Source organism: Mongoliimonas terrestris, assembly GCF_001927285.1.
Taxonomy (GTDB): domain Bacteria; phylum Pseudomonadota; class Alphaproteobacteria; order Rhizobiales; family Pleomorphomonadaceae; genus Chthonobacter; species Chthonobacter terrestris.
On sequence record NZ_MSIG01000002.1, the window covers coordinates 295,795 to 311,367 of the forward strand.

At 68.6% G+C, this 15,573-nt stretch carries 15 protein-coding genes; 3 read left to right on the forward strand and 12 right to left on the reverse strand.

The features are described from left to right. Positions 1-169: 169 nt before the first annotated feature. Positions 170-1,243 (forward strand): GGDEF domain-containing protein, encoded by a 1,074-nt coding sequence (locus BUQ68_RS03780; protein WP_075214595.1) that lies wholly within the window; start codon positions 170-172, stop codon positions 1,241-1,243. Here the strand turns inward: BUQ68_RS03780 and BUQ68_RS03785 are convergent. The 9 genes from BUQ68_RS03785 to BUQ68_RS03825 all read right to left on the reverse strand — a co-directional run bounded on the left by BUQ68_RS03785 (position 1,203) and on the right by BUQ68_RS03825 (position 10,239). Beyond that, positions 1,203-1,595, reverse strand: coding sequence for a TfoX/Sxy family protein (locus tag BUQ68_RS03785; RefSeq protein ID WP_095407276.1), 393 nt, complete (start codon positions 1,593-1,595; stop codon positions 1,203-1,205). The genes BUQ68_RS03780 and BUQ68_RS03785 overlap by 41 nt on opposite strands. A gap of 91 nt (positions 1,596-1,686) precedes the next feature. After that, a complete protein-coding gene (locus BUQ68_RS03790; protein WP_075214597.1) occupies positions 1,687-2,361 on the reverse strand; it encodes a TenA family protein in 675 nt (224 codons plus the stop codon). Positions 2,362-2,891: 530 nt separating this feature from the next. Further along, complete coding sequence (gene sufA, locus BUQ68_RS03795) at positions 2,892-3,266, reverse strand: Fe-S cluster assembly scaffold SufA (RefSeq protein WP_075214598.1); 375 nt, start codon at positions 3,264-3,266, stop codon at positions 2,892-2,894. Positions 3,267-3,325: 59 nt separating this feature from the next. Next, positions 3,326-3,739 carry an SUF system Fe-S cluster assembly protein gene (locus BUQ68_RS03800; protein ID WP_083656244.1) on the reverse strand — a complete coding sequence of 138 codons (414 nt, stop codon included), beginning with the start codon at positions 3,737-3,739 and terminating at the stop codon, positions 3,326-3,328. A 9-nt stretch (positions 3,740-3,748) separates the two neighbouring features. After that, positions 3,749-4,987, reverse strand: a complete 1,239-nt coding sequence (locus BUQ68_RS03805) for a cysteine desulfurase (protein ID WP_075214599.1) — start codon at positions 4,985-4,987, stop codon at positions 3,749-3,751. A 248-nt stretch (positions 4,988-5,235) separates the two neighbouring features. Further along, positions 5,236-6,579 carry a Fe-S cluster assembly protein SufD gene (gene sufD / locus BUQ68_RS03810; protein ID WP_245293152.1) on the reverse strand — a complete coding sequence of 448 codons (1,344 nt, stop codon included), beginning with the start codon at positions 6,577-6,579 and terminating at the stop codon, positions 5,236-5,238. A gap of 2 nt (positions 6,580-6,581) precedes the next feature. Next, complete coding sequence (gene sufC / locus BUQ68_RS03815; protein ID WP_075214600.1) at positions 6,582-7,331, reverse strand: Fe-S cluster assembly ATPase SufC; 750 nt, start codon at positions 7,329-7,331, stop codon at positions 6,582-6,584. 197 nt (positions 7,332-7,528) lie between these two features. After that, the gene (gene sufB / locus BUQ68_RS03820) at positions 7,529-9,007 is read right to left on the reverse strand and encodes a Fe-S cluster assembly protein SufB (protein ID WP_075214601.1); all 1,479 of its coding nucleotides are present in this window, start codon (positions 9,005-9,007) and stop codon (positions 7,529-7,531) included. A 59-nt stretch (positions 9,008-9,066) separates the two neighbouring features. Then, positions 9,067-10,239 carry a cysteine desulfurase family protein gene (locus BUQ68_RS03825; RefSeq protein WP_075214602.1) on the reverse strand — a complete coding sequence of 391 codons (1,173 nt, stop codon included), beginning with the start codon at positions 10,237-10,239 and terminating at the stop codon, positions 9,067-9,069. 314 nt (positions 10,240-10,553) lie between these two features. On the opposite strand from BUQ68_RS03825, the gene BUQ68_RS03830 reads away from it, so the two are divergent. Beyond that, positions 10,554-11,207: an alpha/beta hydrolase gene (locus tag BUQ68_RS03830; RefSeq protein WP_075214603.1), complete on the forward strand. Its 654-nt coding sequence runs from the start codon at positions 10,554-10,556 to the stop codon at positions 11,205-11,207. A gap of 359 nt (positions 11,208-11,566) precedes the next feature. Here BUQ68_RS03830 and BUQ68_RS03835 read toward each other — a convergent pair whose 3' ends face one another. Further along, on the reverse strand, positions 11,567-12,685 hold the full coding sequence (locus BUQ68_RS03835; RefSeq protein ID WP_075214604.1) for an anhydro-N-acetylmuramic acid kinase: 1,119 nt from the start codon (positions 12,683-12,685) through the stop codon (positions 11,567-11,569). Between the two features lie 97 nt (positions 12,686-12,782). Between BUQ68_RS03835 and tyrS the strand changes: the two genes are divergently transcribed. Next, positions 12,783-14,036 (forward strand): tyrosine--tRNA ligase, encoded by a 1,254-nt coding sequence (gene tyrS, locus BUQ68_RS03840; protein ID WP_075214605.1) that lies wholly within the window; start codon positions 12,783-12,785, stop codon positions 14,034-14,036. A gap of 54 nt (positions 14,037-14,090) precedes the next feature. Here tyrS and BUQ68_RS03845 read toward each other — a convergent pair whose 3' ends face one another. Beyond that, positions 14,091-14,531, reverse strand: a complete 441-nt coding sequence (locus BUQ68_RS03845) for a hypothetical protein (protein WP_083656246.1) — start codon at positions 14,529-14,531, stop codon at positions 14,091-14,093. Further along, complete coding sequence (locus BUQ68_RS03850; protein ID WP_425349492.1) at positions 14,528-15,391, reverse strand: TIGR02587 family membrane protein; 864 nt, start codon at positions 15,389-15,391, stop codon at positions 14,528-14,530. Before BUQ68_RS03850 ends, BUQ68_RS03845 begins: the two co-directional genes overlap by 4 nt. Positions 15,392-15,573 lie beyond the last annotated feature (182 nt).

Below are 15,573 nucleotides of genomic sequence, written 5' to 3' on the forward strand. Positions count from 1 at the left end.
TTTCAGACCCCGCCGTTTCATTTTGGGGCAGTGGCCACGTCCCCAGATAGATGCCGCCGGCAGTCTTCACCAGTAAGCTGCAGTTTTGCGCAAATCCGGATCCGGATTAACCACGTATTCACATAGCTGAACTAACATCTATGACGAACACGGGCATCGCGGGGCGAGAATGTCGCAGCGGGAAGAATTCCAGCGGACCATCGGCTACGGAGAGGCTGCCATCGGCCAGCTCCGGCGGAACGAGATTCCGGCCTACCCGCGCAACTACGAGCTCTGGTACACCTATTGTGCCGGGTTCAATCATGCCCTCAACAAGGCGGTGAACGACATCCTCCGCGCGCGGGGTCATATCAACACCGACGAAGTGCATGAGATATACAGCCAGTTCCTGGCCCCGTCGCGGCTCGGCGATCGGATCGAGGAGGTCGGCAGCCGGCTGTCCGACGAGATCAACGAGGTCGTGGGCGCCGTCGAACAGACCATTTCGGCCAACGCGCGTTATTGCGAGAGCCTGAGCGAGTCCACCTCCGAGCTCCTGTCGACCACCGATCAGAAGCGCGTCCTCTCCATCGTCCAGAACCTGATCACCTCCACCCGCTCGTCGGAGGCCACCAACCGCCTCCTGGAGGCGCAGCTCGCCGACAGCCGCAAGCAGATCGCCGACCTGCAGGAAAGCCTGGACGCCATCCGGTTCGAGAGCCTGACCGACGAGCTGACCACGCTCGCCAACCGCAAGCACTTCGACCAGTCGATCGAGCGCGCCGTCGCCAACTCGCGCGACAGCGACGAGACCTTCTCGCTGCTGATCACCGACATCGACCATTTCAAGACCTTCAACGACACCTACGGCCACCAGACCGGCGACCAGGTGCTGCGTCTCGTCGGCCTTGCCGTGAAGCAGAACGTGAAGGGCCAGGATATCGCCTGCCGCTACGGCGGCGAGGAGTTCGCCATCATCCTGCCGCGCACCGGTCTCGACCACGCGCGCACCGTGGCGGACCACATCCGCATCGCCGTCATGTCGAAGGAACTGGTCAAGCGCTCGACGGGCGAGAACCTCGGCTACATCACCATTTCGATCGGCGTCTCCACCTGGAAACCCTCCGACACCGTCGCCTCGGTGATCGAGCGCGCCGACGCGTCGCTCTATCTCGCCAAGCGCAACGGCCGCAACCGGGTCTGCACCGAGCGCGACCTCGCCGTCATGGAGCGGCGGAAGGAGACCGGGCGCGGCGCGGCCTGACCGTCCCGCCCGCCTTTTTCTTCACCGCCCCGCGCCGCGCCGCCGCGAACGCACCCTCGGCAAACGCCGCGAAGGTCTCAGGCTCGTCATAGAGCCGCTCCGGCGCCCGCCAATAGCTGGTGATCGTGCGCGCGCCGTCCTTGGTCCCGTAGCTGAACGGCGCCGATCCCTCCGCCTCGAAGTCCGCCCGGTTGCCGTCGTCCACCTTGAGATAGAGCGTGTCGTCCGCCACGAGCGCCACCATCAGGCCGTCGCGGAAGAGGCCGTGCCCGCCGAACATACGCTTGCGCGTCACGCCGCCGACAGGTCCGAACAGCTCGTCGAGCAGATCCAGGAAGCTGCCGTCCGCCATCGCCATGCCCCTCCGTCGTAAGGTGCGCACCAGCCGGACGGCGCCGCGCCGAGGCCGGCCCGCGGGCGCCCCCCGCCCACTCTCCCTCGACCTACCGGGCCGCGTCGAGCCCCATCTGCCAGAAGGCCGCCTCCAGGCGCGAAGCCTGGGCGAAGAGATCCGCCAGCCGCTCGAACCGTGTCGCCGGCAGGTCCTCACCCGCCAGCCGGTCAAGCGTCGCCACCGCCCCCTCCGCCACCACCCGATAGGCCTCGCCCGCATACTCGGCGATCCAGAAGGCATAAGGGTTGGCCGGATCGAGCGTCCCCGGCAGCGCCGCCAGCCGCTCGGCGATCACGCTGTAACCGATCACGCATGGGCTCAGCGCCACGTGGAGGTCCAAGAGGTCGCCGGTGAGACCCGCGTCGATCACGAACCGCGTATAGGCGGTCGTCGGAATGTCCTCCGGCGTCGCCGCCATGGCCTCCCGCGTCAGCCCCCAGCCGGCGCAGGTGCGTACATGCAGATCCATCTCAAGTTCAAGAATGGCCTTCAACCCATTGAGCCCATACTGCATCTCGTCCAGCGAGCGGCTCTTGAACACCGCCAGCGCATAGGCTCGTGCGAACTGGATGAGGAAGAGATAGTCCTGCACCAGATAATGCCGAAACGCCCCCTCGGGCAGCGTCCCCGCCGCCAGCTGCTCCACGAACGCATGGTGCGTATACGCCCGCCACGGCTCCGGCCGCGCCGCGACGAGACGGGAGAGCAGGGTGGACTGGGTCATGAGGTCTCCGGGGTTGCGATGGGGTCAGCCCGACCGGGCATAGCAACGCCAGCCGCTAAAGCGCAAGGACCGCGCCGCCGCCGGCGCCCGCTCCAGAATGGCGACTCCATCCCCACCCCCGCGCCATCGTCATGGTCCGCTTCCGGCGAACCATCCACGCATTCACGCCGTCCGCCGTCGATCCTCCCCGCCCGCCCAAAGCGTGGGTGGTCCGCCTTCGCGGACCATGACGATGGAGGGGTTCAGGCACACTGACCGCTGCTGGGGATGGTGATGGTGATGGTGATGGTGATGGTCTCCGGTGCGAGCCAAGACAAAAGCCGGGGTTCGAACCGCACCGGCTCCGAGGAAGGCACAACCTCCCCCACCCCCGCGTGACCGTCATGGTCCGCTTCAGGCGGACCATCCACGCATTCACCCCGTCCGCCGTCGATCCTCCACGCCCGCCCAAAGCGTGGGTGGTCCGCCTGCGCGGACGATGACGATGGGGGCACACCCCGTCACCCGCCAGCGCCCCCGCCATAAGCCCCTCACCCCGCCGACATCTCCGCCGCCACGAGGCTCACGCTTTCGCCGCAGCCGCAGGCGCTCACCTGGTTGGGGTTCAGGAACGTGAATCCGGTCTTCAGCGTCGTCCGCTCGAAGTCCATCTGGGTGCCGAGCAGAAACAGCACCGCCTTCGGATCCACGAACACCGTCACGCCATGGGCGTCCACCCGCTCGTCGCCGGGGCGGGTGTCGGTGGCCAGTTCCATGGTGTAGCTCATGCCGGCGCAGCCGCCGTTCTTGACGCCGACGCGCACGCCGAGCGCCGGGGTATCGGCGTTGTCCAGAATTTCGCGGACGCGATCGGCGGCCGCTTCCGTCACCGTCATCACGTCCAGCTTGCGTCTTGCGGTAGCCATGCTCGGGTCTCCTGAAACACATCCGGTTCAAGGCCGGACGGATCTTATCCCAAGAAGGATCAATAGAAATTCAAGGCGACCTGCGCCTCTTCGCTCATCCGGTCGGGCGTCCACGGCGGATCGAACACCATGGTCACCGCCACCCCGCTGACGCCGTTCACCGTGGCGACCGCATTCTCCACCCAGCCCGGCATCTCGCCGGCGACCGGACAGGCCGGTGCCGTCAGCGTCATGTCGATCTTCACGAACCGGTCATCGTCGATGTCGATCCGGTAGACGAGCCCGAGTTCGTAGATGTCCGCCGGGATCTCCGGGTCGTACACCGTCTTCAGCGCCGCGATGATGTCGTCCGTCAGACGGTCGATCTCCTCGGGCGGGATGGCCGCGCCGGCCCCGGTGGCGGGCTTGTTGGGCCCCGCCTCGTCCGTGGTCGCCTCGGCGGCTTTCATGCTGGTCGCTGCCATGTCGTCCATCGTGGTCTCTCACCCGAACAGAGTTTCGGCCTTCCGCAGCGCTTCCACCAGTTTATCCACCTCGCCCACGGTGTTGTACAGCCCGAAGGATGCTCGACAGGTGGAGGTGACGCCGTAGCGTTGCAAGAGCGGCATGGCGCAATGGGTTCCGGCCCGGACGGCGACGCCCGAACGGTCGATGATCGTCGCCACGTCGTGGGCGTGGGCGCCCTTCATTTCGAAGGCCACGATGGCGCCCTTCTCCTTCGTGGTCCCGAAGATGCGGATGGAGTTCATGGCGCCGAGCTGCTCCATCGCGTAGTCGCGTAGGCGATTCTCGTGCGCCAGGATGGCCTCCCGGCCGATCCCCTCCATGTAGCGGAGCGCCGCCCCGAGCCCGATCGCCTGCACGATCGGCGGCGTGCCCGCCTCGAAGCGGTGCGGCGGCTCGTTGTAGGTGACGAAGTCCTCCGTCACGTCGCGGATCATCTCGCCGCCGCCCATGAAGGGCGGCATGGCCTCCAGCAGCGCCTTCTTGCCGTAGAGCACGCCGATGCCGGTCGGCCCGTAGACCTTGTGGCCGGTGAGGACGAAGAAGTCCGCGTCCAGCGCCTGCACGTCCACCGGCAGGTGCACCGCGCTCTGGCTGCCGTCCACCATCACCACCGCGCCCGCCGCATGGGCGATGCGCGCCACCTCGGCGATCGGCACCACCGTGCCGGTCACGTTCGACATGTGGGTGATGGCCACCACCTTGGTGCGCGGCGTGACGAGCTTCTCGAACGCCTCCAGGTCGAACGTGCCGTCCTCCAGCACCGGCGCCCACTTGATGACGACGCCGTTGCGTTCCCGGTGGAAGTTCCACGGCACGATGTTGGAGTGGTGCTCCAGGATGGAGAGGATCACCTCGTCGCCGGGCTTCAGGTTCGCCCCGCCCCAGCTCGCCGCCACCAGGTTGATGGCCTCCGTGGACGAGCGGGTGAAGATGATCTGGTCCACCGACGGCGCGTTCAGGAAGCCGCGCACGATCTCCCGCGCCTCCTCATAGGCCTCGGTGGCGGCGTTCGACAGATAGTGCAGGCCCCGGTGCACGTTGGCGTATTCCGACGTGTAGGCCTTCATCATCCGGTCCAGCACCGCCTGCGGCTTCTGCGCCGAGGCGCCGTTGTCGAGGTAGACGAGCGGCTTGCCATAGACCGTGGTGGCGAGAATCGGAAAATCGCGCCGGATCGCCTCGACGTCATAGGGAGCGGCTAGAGGGGCGTGCATGGATCGGTCTCGCCTTCTTGTGTTCGTCGAAAGGGGTCCGCGTCCGGCGGATGCGCCGTCACCCCCCTCTCCCTCTCTCCCCCTGAAGGGGGGAGAGGGCATGTTGCGGGTGTCGATGAGGTGGTGCGATCCGGCCAGCCGGCTCACGACCGAACCACCATCAGGCCCTCTCTCCCCTTGAGGGAGAGAGTGGGAGAGAGGGGTGAACCACCGACGTCAACCAGCACACCACCCAACTCCACCGCCTCTCACCCCACCCGTTTCCCCAGCCACGCCTCGATGCGGTGGATCAGCATCTCGCGCACCGCCTCGTTGTGCACCTCGTCGATCGCCTCGCCGAGATAGGCGATGATCAGAAGCTTCTCCGCCTCCGTCTTCGAGATGCCGCGCGCCAGCATGTAGAACAGGAGGTCGTCGTCGAGCGCGCCGCAGGTGGCGCCGTGGCCGCACTGCACGTCGTCGGCGAAGATCTCCAGCTCCGGCTTGGCGTAGGCCTCGGCGCCGTCCGACAGGAGCAGCGAGGCCGTCATCATGCGGGCGTCGGTCTTCTGGGCGTGGGCCGGCACGTTGATGCGGCCCTGGAACACGCTCTTCGCCTCGTCGTCGACGACGGCCTTGTACAGCTCGCGGCTCTCGCAGCCCTCCGCGTCGTGGGTCACCACCAGCGTGGTGTCCGCATGGCGGCGGCCGGAGAGCAGCGTCGCGCCCCGGAAGGCGCCGGTCGCGGCCGCGCCGGTGAAGCGGGCGAACACCTGGGCGCGGGCGAGCCCGGCGCCGAGGGCGGCGTTGAAGGTCTCGAACCGGGCGTTGGCGCCGATCGACACGGTCAGCGTCGTCAGGCTCACCGCCTCGAACGGCTCCAGCTGCAGGCGGATGTGGTCCACCGCGGCGCCGTCGCCCACCACCATCATGGTGACGATGTTGCTCTGGTGCGCCGCCGCCGATGTCGACTCCACGGTCTCGATCACCGTCGCCGTCGCGCCCGCGCCCACCATCACCAGGTTGCGCACGGCGGTGGCGGCGGCGGTCTCACCGTCGGTCACGTGGGCGATCTCGATCGGCCGCTCCAGCCGCACGCCGTCGGCGATGGTCACCACCACGCCGTCGCTCATGAAGGCGGTGTTGACCGCCAGCGCCACGTTGTCGGCCGCTTCGGCGATCGGCTCCAGCGCCGCCAGCACGGCCGCGTCCGCATGGGTCAGCGCGTCGGCAAGGCTGCGGACACTGACGCCCGGCTCAAGCCCGGCGAGGTCGGAGAGATCCGCCAGCACCCGGCCGTTCGCCACCACGATGCGGCGGGCGCCGTCGCCCGGCACCGCCGGCGGCAGCGCCTGGACTCTGCCGTGGTCCGGCGCGCCGGCCGGGGCCGCGATGGTGCGCAGGTTGGCCCGAAGGTCAGTGTACTTCCAGGCCTCCACCCGCCGGTGCGGAAGGCCAACCTTCTCGAACGCCGCGAAGGCTCCGTCGCGAAGGCTCGCGACGGCGGGGGCGCCCGGCAGGGACGCCTTCTCGGCCGGGTAGCGCTTCAGCAGCGTCTCCTCGGCGGGGGTGCGCAGAACGGTGGTGGTGCCCATGGGGTCGCTCGTCTCCATGCTCACGCCGCGTCCTGCACGAAGCCGGCGTAGCCGTTCTTCTCCAGCTCCAGCGCCAGCTCCTTGCCGCCCGAGGCGACGATACGGCCGTCGGAGAGCACGTGCACGAAGTCCGGCACGATATAGTTGAGGAGCCGCTGGTAGTGGGTGATCACCACGAAACTGCGCTCCGGCGAGCGCAGCGCGTTCACGCCGTCCGACACCACCTTCAGCGCGTCGATGTCGAGGCCGGAATCCGTCTCGTCCAGGATGGCGATGGACGGCTGCAGGAGCGCCATCTGCATCACCTCGTTGCGCTTCTTCTCGCCGCCGGAGAAGCCAACGTTGACCGGCCGCTTCAGCATCTCGGTGGAGATGTTGAGCTTGGCCGACGTCTCCTTGATCACGCGCATGAAGTCCGGCGTGGAGATCTCGCCCTCGCCCCGGGCCTTGCGGTGCGCATTGAGCGCGGCGCGCAGGAAGGTCATGGAGGCAACGCCCGGGATCTCGATCGGGTACTGGAAGGCCAGGAACAGGCCCGCCGTGGCGCGCTCGTTCGGCTCCATCTCCAGGATGTTCACGCCGTTGAGAAGCACCTCGCCCTCGGTCACCTCGTAGTCGTCCTTGCCGGCGAGGATGTAGGAGAGCGTCGACTTGCCGGCCCCGTTCGGGCCCATGATGGCGTGGATCTCGCCCGCGTTCACCGTCAGGTCGAGGCCCTTCAGGATCTCGCGGTCGCCGATGCGCGCGTGCAGGTTCTTGATCTGGAGCATCTGTCTACCTTTTCGTTCCGGTGGCCTCGACGCCGCTGCGGAGGCCCGTTGTTGCACTGAAACTGAAATCCGTCCCCTCGGGGGAAGGTGGCGGCGAAGCCGCCGGAAGGGGTCGTGTTGCCCGGCACCGGGAGCGCCGTCCTGAAACGGCGCACCCGATCTTCTCCCTCAAAGGGAGAGCGCCGGCCGAACCGCCGTCACCCCACGCTGCCTTCCAGGCTGATGCCGATCAGCTTCTGCGTCTCGACCATGAACTCCATCGGCAGCTGCTGCAGCACGTCCCGCACGAAGCCGTTGACGATGAGGGCGATCGCCTCCTCCTCGTCGAGGCCGCGCGACAGGCAGTAGAACATCTGGTCGTCGGAGATCTTCGACGTGGTCGCCTCGTGCTCCACCACCGCCGACGACGTCTTGGTCTCGATGTAGGGCACCGTGTGCGCGCCGCACTGGTTGCCGATCAGGAGCGAGTCGCAGTTGGTGAAGTTGCGCGCGCCGGTCGCCTTGCGGCCGATCTGCACGAGGCCGCGGTAGGTGTTGTCCGACTTGCCGGCCGCGATGCCCTTGGAGATGATCTTCGACGTGGTGTTCTTGCCGAGGTGGATCATCTTCGTGCCCGAATCCACCTGCTGCTTCCCGTTGGAGATGGCGATCGAGTAGAACTCGCCGCGGGAATTGTCGCCGCGCAGGATGCAGCTCGGGTACTTCCAGGTGATGGCCGAGCCGGTCTCCACCTGGGTCCAGGAGATCTTGGAGTTGCGGCCGCGGCAGTCGCCGCGCTTCGTCACGAAGTTGTAGATGCCGCCCTTGCCCTCCGCATCGCCCGGATACCAGTTCTGGACAGTGGAGTACTTGATCTCCGCGTCGTCGAGCGCGACGAGCTCCACCACCGCGGCGTGCAGCTGGTTCTCGTCCCGGCTCGGGGCGGTGCAGCCCTCCAGATAGGAAACGTAGCTGCCCTCGTCGGCGATGATCAGCGTGCGCTCGAACTGGCCTGTGTTCTTCTCGTTGATCCGGAAATAGGTCGACAGCTCCATCGGGCAGCGCACGCCCTTCGGGATGTAGACGAACGACCCGTCGGAGAAGACGGCGCTGTTCAACGTCGCATAATAGTTGTCCGTGGTCGGCACCACCGAGCCCAAGTACTTCCTCACCAGCTCCGGGTGCTCGCGCACCGCCTCGGAAATGGCGCAGAAGATGACCCCGTGCTTGGCCAGTTCCTTCTTGAACGTGGTCACCACGGACACGCTGTCGAACACCGCGTCCACCGCCACGCGCGGCTTGTCGGCCCCCTCGACGCCGGCGAGCAGCTCCTGCTCGCGCAGCGGAATGCCGAGCTTCTCGTAGGTGCGCAGCAGCTCCGGGTCGACCTCGTCCAGGCTCTTCGGCCCGGCGGTCTTCTTCGGCGCGGAATAATAGTGCAGGTCCTGGAAATCGATCGGCGGATAGTCCACCCGCGCCCAGGTCGGCTCCGTCATGGTCTGCCAGCGGCGGAACGCCTCCAGGCGCCACGAGGTCAGCCAGTCCGGCTCGTTCTTCTTGGCGGAGATGTAGCGGACGATATCCTCGTTGAGGCCCTTCGGCGCCAGTTCGGACTCGATCTCGGTGAAGAAGCCGTACTTGTACTTGTCGACGTCGATCGCCGACACCTGTTCGATGGTTTCCTGCACTGCGGGCATTGGGTCACTCCATCCGGCGCGGTTTCAAGGACCGTGGGATTTCACTGTCATATAGGCGGTCAAGCGGCTCTCGACCCCCTTCGTTTCGTCAGGTCTGCGTGGACCTTTTTGAACACCTCGGCGAACCTTGCGACGTCCGCGTCGGTCGTCGCCGGCCCGATGCTGATACGCAGGGCGCACCGCGCGAGATCGGTCGGCACCCCCATGGCGAGGAGCACGGCGCTCGCCGCCACCTTGCCGCTGGAGCAGGCCGAACCGGACGAGAGCGCCACGCCCGCAAGGTCGAAGGCGATCAGCGCCGTCTCCGCCGAAAGGCCCGGCACCGCGACCGCGAGGGTGTTCGGCAGCCTGGCCGCGCCCGCCCCGAAGACCACCGCCTCCGGCGCGGTGTCGAGCACCGCCGCCTCGATGCGGTCGCGTCGTTCGGCGACCGCCGCCATCGCCTTCAGATCGTGCGCCGCCTCCGTCGCCGCAACCCCGAAGCCCTCGATCCCCCACGTGTTTTCGGTTCCGGCGCGGGCTTGGCCCTCCTGGCCGCCCCCGGTCAGGAGCGGCGGTACCGCCACCAGATCGTTCGCCCGCACGATGGCGCCGATGCCCTGCGGCCCGCCGATCTTGTGGGCCGACAGCGTCAGCACGTCCGCCCCGAGCGCCCCCGCGTCCACCGGGATCCGCCCCACCGCCTGCACCGCGTCCGTGTGCAGCATGGCGCCGTGCCCGTGGGCGATCCGCGCCGCCTCGGCGACCGGCTGGATCACGCCGGTCTCGTTGTTGGCGAGCATCAGCGAGACGAGCGCCCGCCGCCCATCCGCCGCCAACGCCGCAAGCCGCCCGTCGAGCGCGCCGAGATCGACCACGCCGTCGCGGTCCACCGGCACGGTCTCCACGGCGTCCGCCGGGAACCGTCCCCCGCGCGCCACCGCCGGGTGCTCCACCGCCGACACCAGCAGCCGATCGAACGCCAGCGGCCTGCCCCCGTGGAACCACTGCGGCGATAGCACCGTCACGGCGCTCTCCGTGCCGCCCGACGTGAAGGTGACGCCGCGCGGGTTGGCCCCGACGAGCGCCGCCACCGACCGGCGCGCGGCCTCCACCGCGGCGCGCGCCCGGCGCCCCTCCTCGTGCACCGAGGAGGCATTGCCGGTGCGGCCGAGGCTGTCCGACAGGCGCGCCACGACGCTCGCCCGCATGGGCGCGCCGGCGTTCCAGTCCAGATAGACCCGATCCGTCATCCCGTGTCCCGGCCGCCCGGCGGCCTGTTGTCGTGTTCACCACCCGCCGCGAACGCCCCGAGCCATTCTCCCGAAGCGATTTTCCCGAAGCGATTTTTCTTGACGCCGGACCGTCGGACGGTCCAGTGCATTCGCCAGACTGAGTGGGTGCCGACGCGCTGCAGTTTCGAATTGTTCTAAAGAGGTTTTAAAGCCGGCCCGGTCCTGCGTCAAGGACGCGGGTACGCGTTTGCCCTTAACAGTGGACAATTCGAGAGCCGCCGCGGCCGATCGGCCCCTTCCCCCCAGGTTGAGAAGAGAGTCCGAAGAGACCGATGCCAGAAGTCATCTTCAACGGCCCGGCCGGCCGCATCGAAGGCCGCTTCCAGCCGGCCAAGGGGCGCAACGCCCCCATCGCCATGATCCTGCACCCGCACCCGCAGTTCGGCGGGACCATGAACAACCAGGTCGCCTACCGGTTGTTCTACATGTTCAAGGAGCGCGGCTTCGCGGTGCTGCGCTTCAACTTCCGCGGCGTCGGTCGCAGCCAGGGCGCCTTCGACCACGGCGCCGGCGAACTCTCCGACGCCGCCTCCGCGCTCGACTGGGTGCAGACCGTCCATCCGGACGCCCGCTCCTGCTGGGTGGCCGGCTTCTCCTTCGGCGCCTGGATCGGCATGCAACTCCTGATGCGCCGCCCCGAGATCGAGGGCTTCATCTCCATCGCGCCCCCGGCCAACCTGCACGACTTCTCCTTCCTTGCCCCCTGCCCGTCGTCCGGCCTCATCGTCCACGGCGACGTGGACAAGGTGGTGCCCACCAAGGACGTGCAGACCCTGGTGGACAAGCTGAAGATGCAGAAGGGCATCATCATCGAGCAGCGCACCATCGAGGGCGCCAACCACTTCTTCGACCAGAAGGTGGACGAGCTCATCGGCACCTGCGGCGACTACCTCGACCGCCGCCTCGCCATGGCCGAAGCCGGCTGAAGCCGCGAGGCTGGCTGAAGAGCGCAGGGTCGCCTTGATGACGGCGGCCCCGGCCGGGGAGGCCGCCGCGCGTGTTCGCTCCCCCTCCTCCCTCTCCCCCGATCGTCACCCCGGCGAAAGCCGGGGCCCAACCGTCCGCCGCATCACCCGCACCGGCGCAGACGCCGCACCGTCGGCTGGATCCCGGCGTCCGCCGGGATGACGGCCTGAAGGACAAGCGTCGCCGCACCCTCCGCCGGCGATCCTTGGCCGAGCCCTCAGCCGGCCCTCCCCGACCGACCACCCGCCACCCATCCCCCCAACCTCCCCGATCGTCATGGTCCGGTTCATCCGGACCACCCACGCATTCCCGCTTCCCCTCACCCCGCCACCACGCCCCCCACCGTCGCCACCGGCACCCCCGTCGTCCCCGGATAGCTCCCCGGCAACCCCCTCAAGCAACGCACCGCCAGATACCCGAAGGCCTGCGCCTCCACGAAGTCCCCCGCCATCCCCACGCTGTCCGCGGTCGCCACCGCCGCCCCCGTCCTCGCCGCGAGCATCGTCATCAGCGTCGCGTTCCGCGCCCCGCCCCCGGCCACCACCACGGACCGCACCGGCTCCGCCGCCGCCGCCAGCCCCGCCGCCACCGTGGCGGCCGTCACTGCCGTCAGTGTCGCAACACGGTCGGCGAAGGAAAGCGCCGCCAGCTCCGCCTCCGCCAGCCCGTGAAACGCCATCCTGTCCAGTGACTTCGGCGGCGCCGCCGCGAAGAACGGATGCGCGAGAAACATTCCAACGATCGCTTCATTCACAACGCCCTCGGCGGCGATGCTGCCACCCTGGTCGAACCGGGCGCCGGTCTCCCGTCCCACGCAGTCGTCGATCAGCGCGTTGCCCGGCCCGGTGTCGAACGCCAGCATCTCGCCCGCCCCGTCGATCAGCGTCACATTCGCGACGCCCCCCACGTTAAGGATGGCCGCCGGCCGGCCGAGCCCCGCGCGCTCCGCCAACGCCCGGTGGTAGACCGGCACCAGCGGCGCCCCCTGCCCGCCCGCCGCCACGTCGGCCGCGCGGAAGTCGTACACCACCGGCAGCCCCGAGGCCGCCGCGAGGGCCGGCCCGTCGCCGATCTGCACCGTCAGCCGGCGCTCCGGCGCGTGGAACACCGTCTGGCCGTGGAAGCCGATCACCGCCGGCGCGATCCCCTCGGCGGCCGCGACCGCCACGAGGTTGGCCACCGCCGCGGCATGCGCTGCTGTCACGATCCGCTCGGCCTCCCCCACCCGGCCCGGCCGGTCGTCCCGCCGCGCGATCGTCGCCCCATCCTGCAGCGCCGCCCGCAGCACTGCCCGTTCCGCGTCCGTGTAGGCGCGGAACAGCGTCGGCCCGAAATCCTCCACCGTCTCCCCGTCGGTTAGGATCAGCGCGGCGTCCACACCGTCGAGCGACGTTCCGCTCATCAGGCCGAGCGCCCAGCGGCTTGCGGCGTCTCTCATCGGCGGATCCTTAAGTGCGTGTCACGGCGGCGATTGTCTGCTAGAGACCTGCGGCGATCGCCCGAGGCTGGGCGGATCATCCTTAAGGAAAGGTATCATGGGCGGCTTCAAGTCGGACTTTCTCCGCGTGCTCGACGAGCGCGGCTTCATCCACCAGATCTCGGACCCGGCGGGTCTCGACGAGAAGTGCCTGAAGGGTCCGATCACCGCCTATGTGGGCTATGACGCCACCGCCACGAGCCTCCACATCGGCAACCTGATCAGCGTCACCATGCTGCACTGGCTGCAGGAGACCGGCCATCGGCCGATCACGCTCATGGGCGGCGGCACCTCGCTCGTCGGCGATCCGTCCTTCCGCGACGACCAGCGCAAGCTGCTGACCCCGGCGCAGATCGACGAGAACATCGCCGGCATCAAGAAGATCTTCGGCCGCATCCTGCGCTACGGCGACGGTGCGACCGACGCCCTGATGGTCAACAACGCCGACTGGCTGACCAAGCTCAACTACCTGGAGTTCCTCCGCGACGTCGGCCGCCACTTCTCCGTCAACCGCATGCTCGCCTTCGACAGCGTCAAGCTCCGGCTCGACCGGGAGCAGTCGCTGTCCTTCCTGGAATTCAACTACATGGTCCTCCAGGGCTACGATTTCACGGTGCTCAACAAGGACTTCGACTGCATCCTGCAGATGGGCGGCTCCGACCAGTGGGGCAACATCGTCAACGGCATCGACCTCGGCCACCGGCTCGGCAACGAGCAGCTGTTCGCCCTGACGACGCCGCTCCTCACCACGTCGTCCGGCGCCAAGATGGGCAAGTCGGCGAACGGCGCGGTGTGGCTGAACGGCGACCTCTTCAGCCCCTACGACTTCTGGCAGTACTGGCGGAACACCGAGGACGCCGACGTCGTCCGCTTCCTGAAGATCTTCACCCGCCTGCCGCTGGATGAGATCGCCCGGCTCGGCGCCCTCGGCGGGTCGGAGATCAACGAGGCCAAGAAGGTGCTCGCAACGGAAGCGACCGCCGTCGTCCACGGCCGCGAGGCGGCCGAGGCCGCCGCCGAGACCGCCCGCCGCACCTTCGAGGAAGGTGCTCTCCCGGCCAGCCTGCCGACCGTGGAGATCCCCGCCGGCGAACTCGACGCCGGGGTCGGCGTGCTCGCCGCCTTCGTCAAGGCCGGCCTTGCCGCCTCCAACGGCGAGGCGCGCCGCGCCGCGGAGGGCGGCGGCCTCAAGGTCAACGACGAGACCCTGACGGACGTGAAGCGCACCCTCACCACCGGCGACGTCAACGACGCCGGCGTTATCAAGCTGTCGCTCGGCAAGAAGAAGCACATCCTCCTGAAGCCGGTCTGACCGGCCCGGACCAGAGCCGACCGGGCCGCCGGCGACACGCCGTCGGCGCTCCGGTCAGGGCGCCGTGTAGCCTGCCGCCCGCACCACCAGCCGGAAGGCGGCGGGGTCCTCGGTGAACATCAGGCCGGCCGGCTTCTCGGAGTTCTGCGGCAGATAGTCGACCGTGGTGGAGGCTTCCTCCACCACGGTTTCCCCGTCCCGCAACTCCCCCACCACGTCCACCGCGGCCGCCGGCGACTGGCCGTCGTTCAGCACCAGCACCTGCACGTGGTGGCCGGCCTTCGCCGGGAGGGTCGACACCACCCGCACCGAAAGGTCCGGCGGGGCGCCGGAGCCGGTCAGCCCGTCGTGCGCCAGATAGCCGATCACGCCGGCCAGGATGGCCGCGCCCAGCGCCGCCACGGCCCACTCCACGGGCGACGTGCCCGTCACCACGCGCTCGGCCCCCTCCTCCCGCCGCCCCGCATTCTCGTTGTCGTCGTTTCCAGCGCTCATAGGATCAGCCTCGCGGCGGCGGCGCCGATGGCGCCCGGAAAGGAGAGGACGAGAGCGGTGGAGAGGATCTCCTCCAGAGACACCCCGTCGGTGCGGCCGAACGTCCACAGGATGGCGAGCGAGACGAGGAAGACGAGCGCGTAGCCCGCCACCGTGTAGCGGGCGAACACGCTGAGGAAGCCCTCCCCCGGCGCCGGCCGCTCGGTGCCGCCGAACTCGAAGCCGTAGACGAAGCCGTGCATCAGCGCGATGGAGAAGCCCGCCAGCATCAGCTCCTGGGTGGCGCTCAGCCGGTAGGCGATCAGCACCACCTCCTCCGTCGGGGCGACGCTGAACGACAGGAAGAGCGCGCCCACCACCATCAGGAAGAGCTCGCCGCCATAGGTCGGCTCCGGCTGGCGCCGCGCGTCCTTGCCGCCGCCCAACTGGTTCTGCGCCAGCATGGCGCCGATCGAGGCCGGCACGATCTGCACGGCCACCTTGCCGATCAGCTCCCGCAGCCCCATGCCGGGCTCCAGTTCGCCCAGGAAGCCGAGCACCGCCACCACCGTCACGGCCGCGACCGCGATCGCCACCAGCGCGTCCGCGATGTCGTCGGAGAGCGCCGCGGTCTTGCGGAAGCCCTCGAACCGGGAAAGGCGCACCAGGAGCGGCACGGTCACCGCCAACAGGAGCGCCATCCGCAGCGGCTCCATCACGAAGCCGAACTGCCACATCTCCATCGTCATCAGGATGGGGAGCGCGAAGATCAGCGCCCCGCCGAACGCCCGTCCCAGCCCGACGAGGAAGGTCCGCGTCTTCGGCTGCTGCACGGTCAGTTCGCCGACGCGGTTCGCCGCATCCATCGCAGAGGCGCGCATCACCGCCTTCATGAACCACTTCCCCCCGGCAACGGCGCGGCCCGCCCCACGCTGCCGGCACCTGCCTCCCGGAACGCAACGGAGGCTTTGCCGGTTTCCAGCATCAGACCTGCCAATGGTCATGAGGGCCGTGAAGCCGGCGGCACGGCGATGGGTCGTTATCGACACGAGGCTTGGAACAA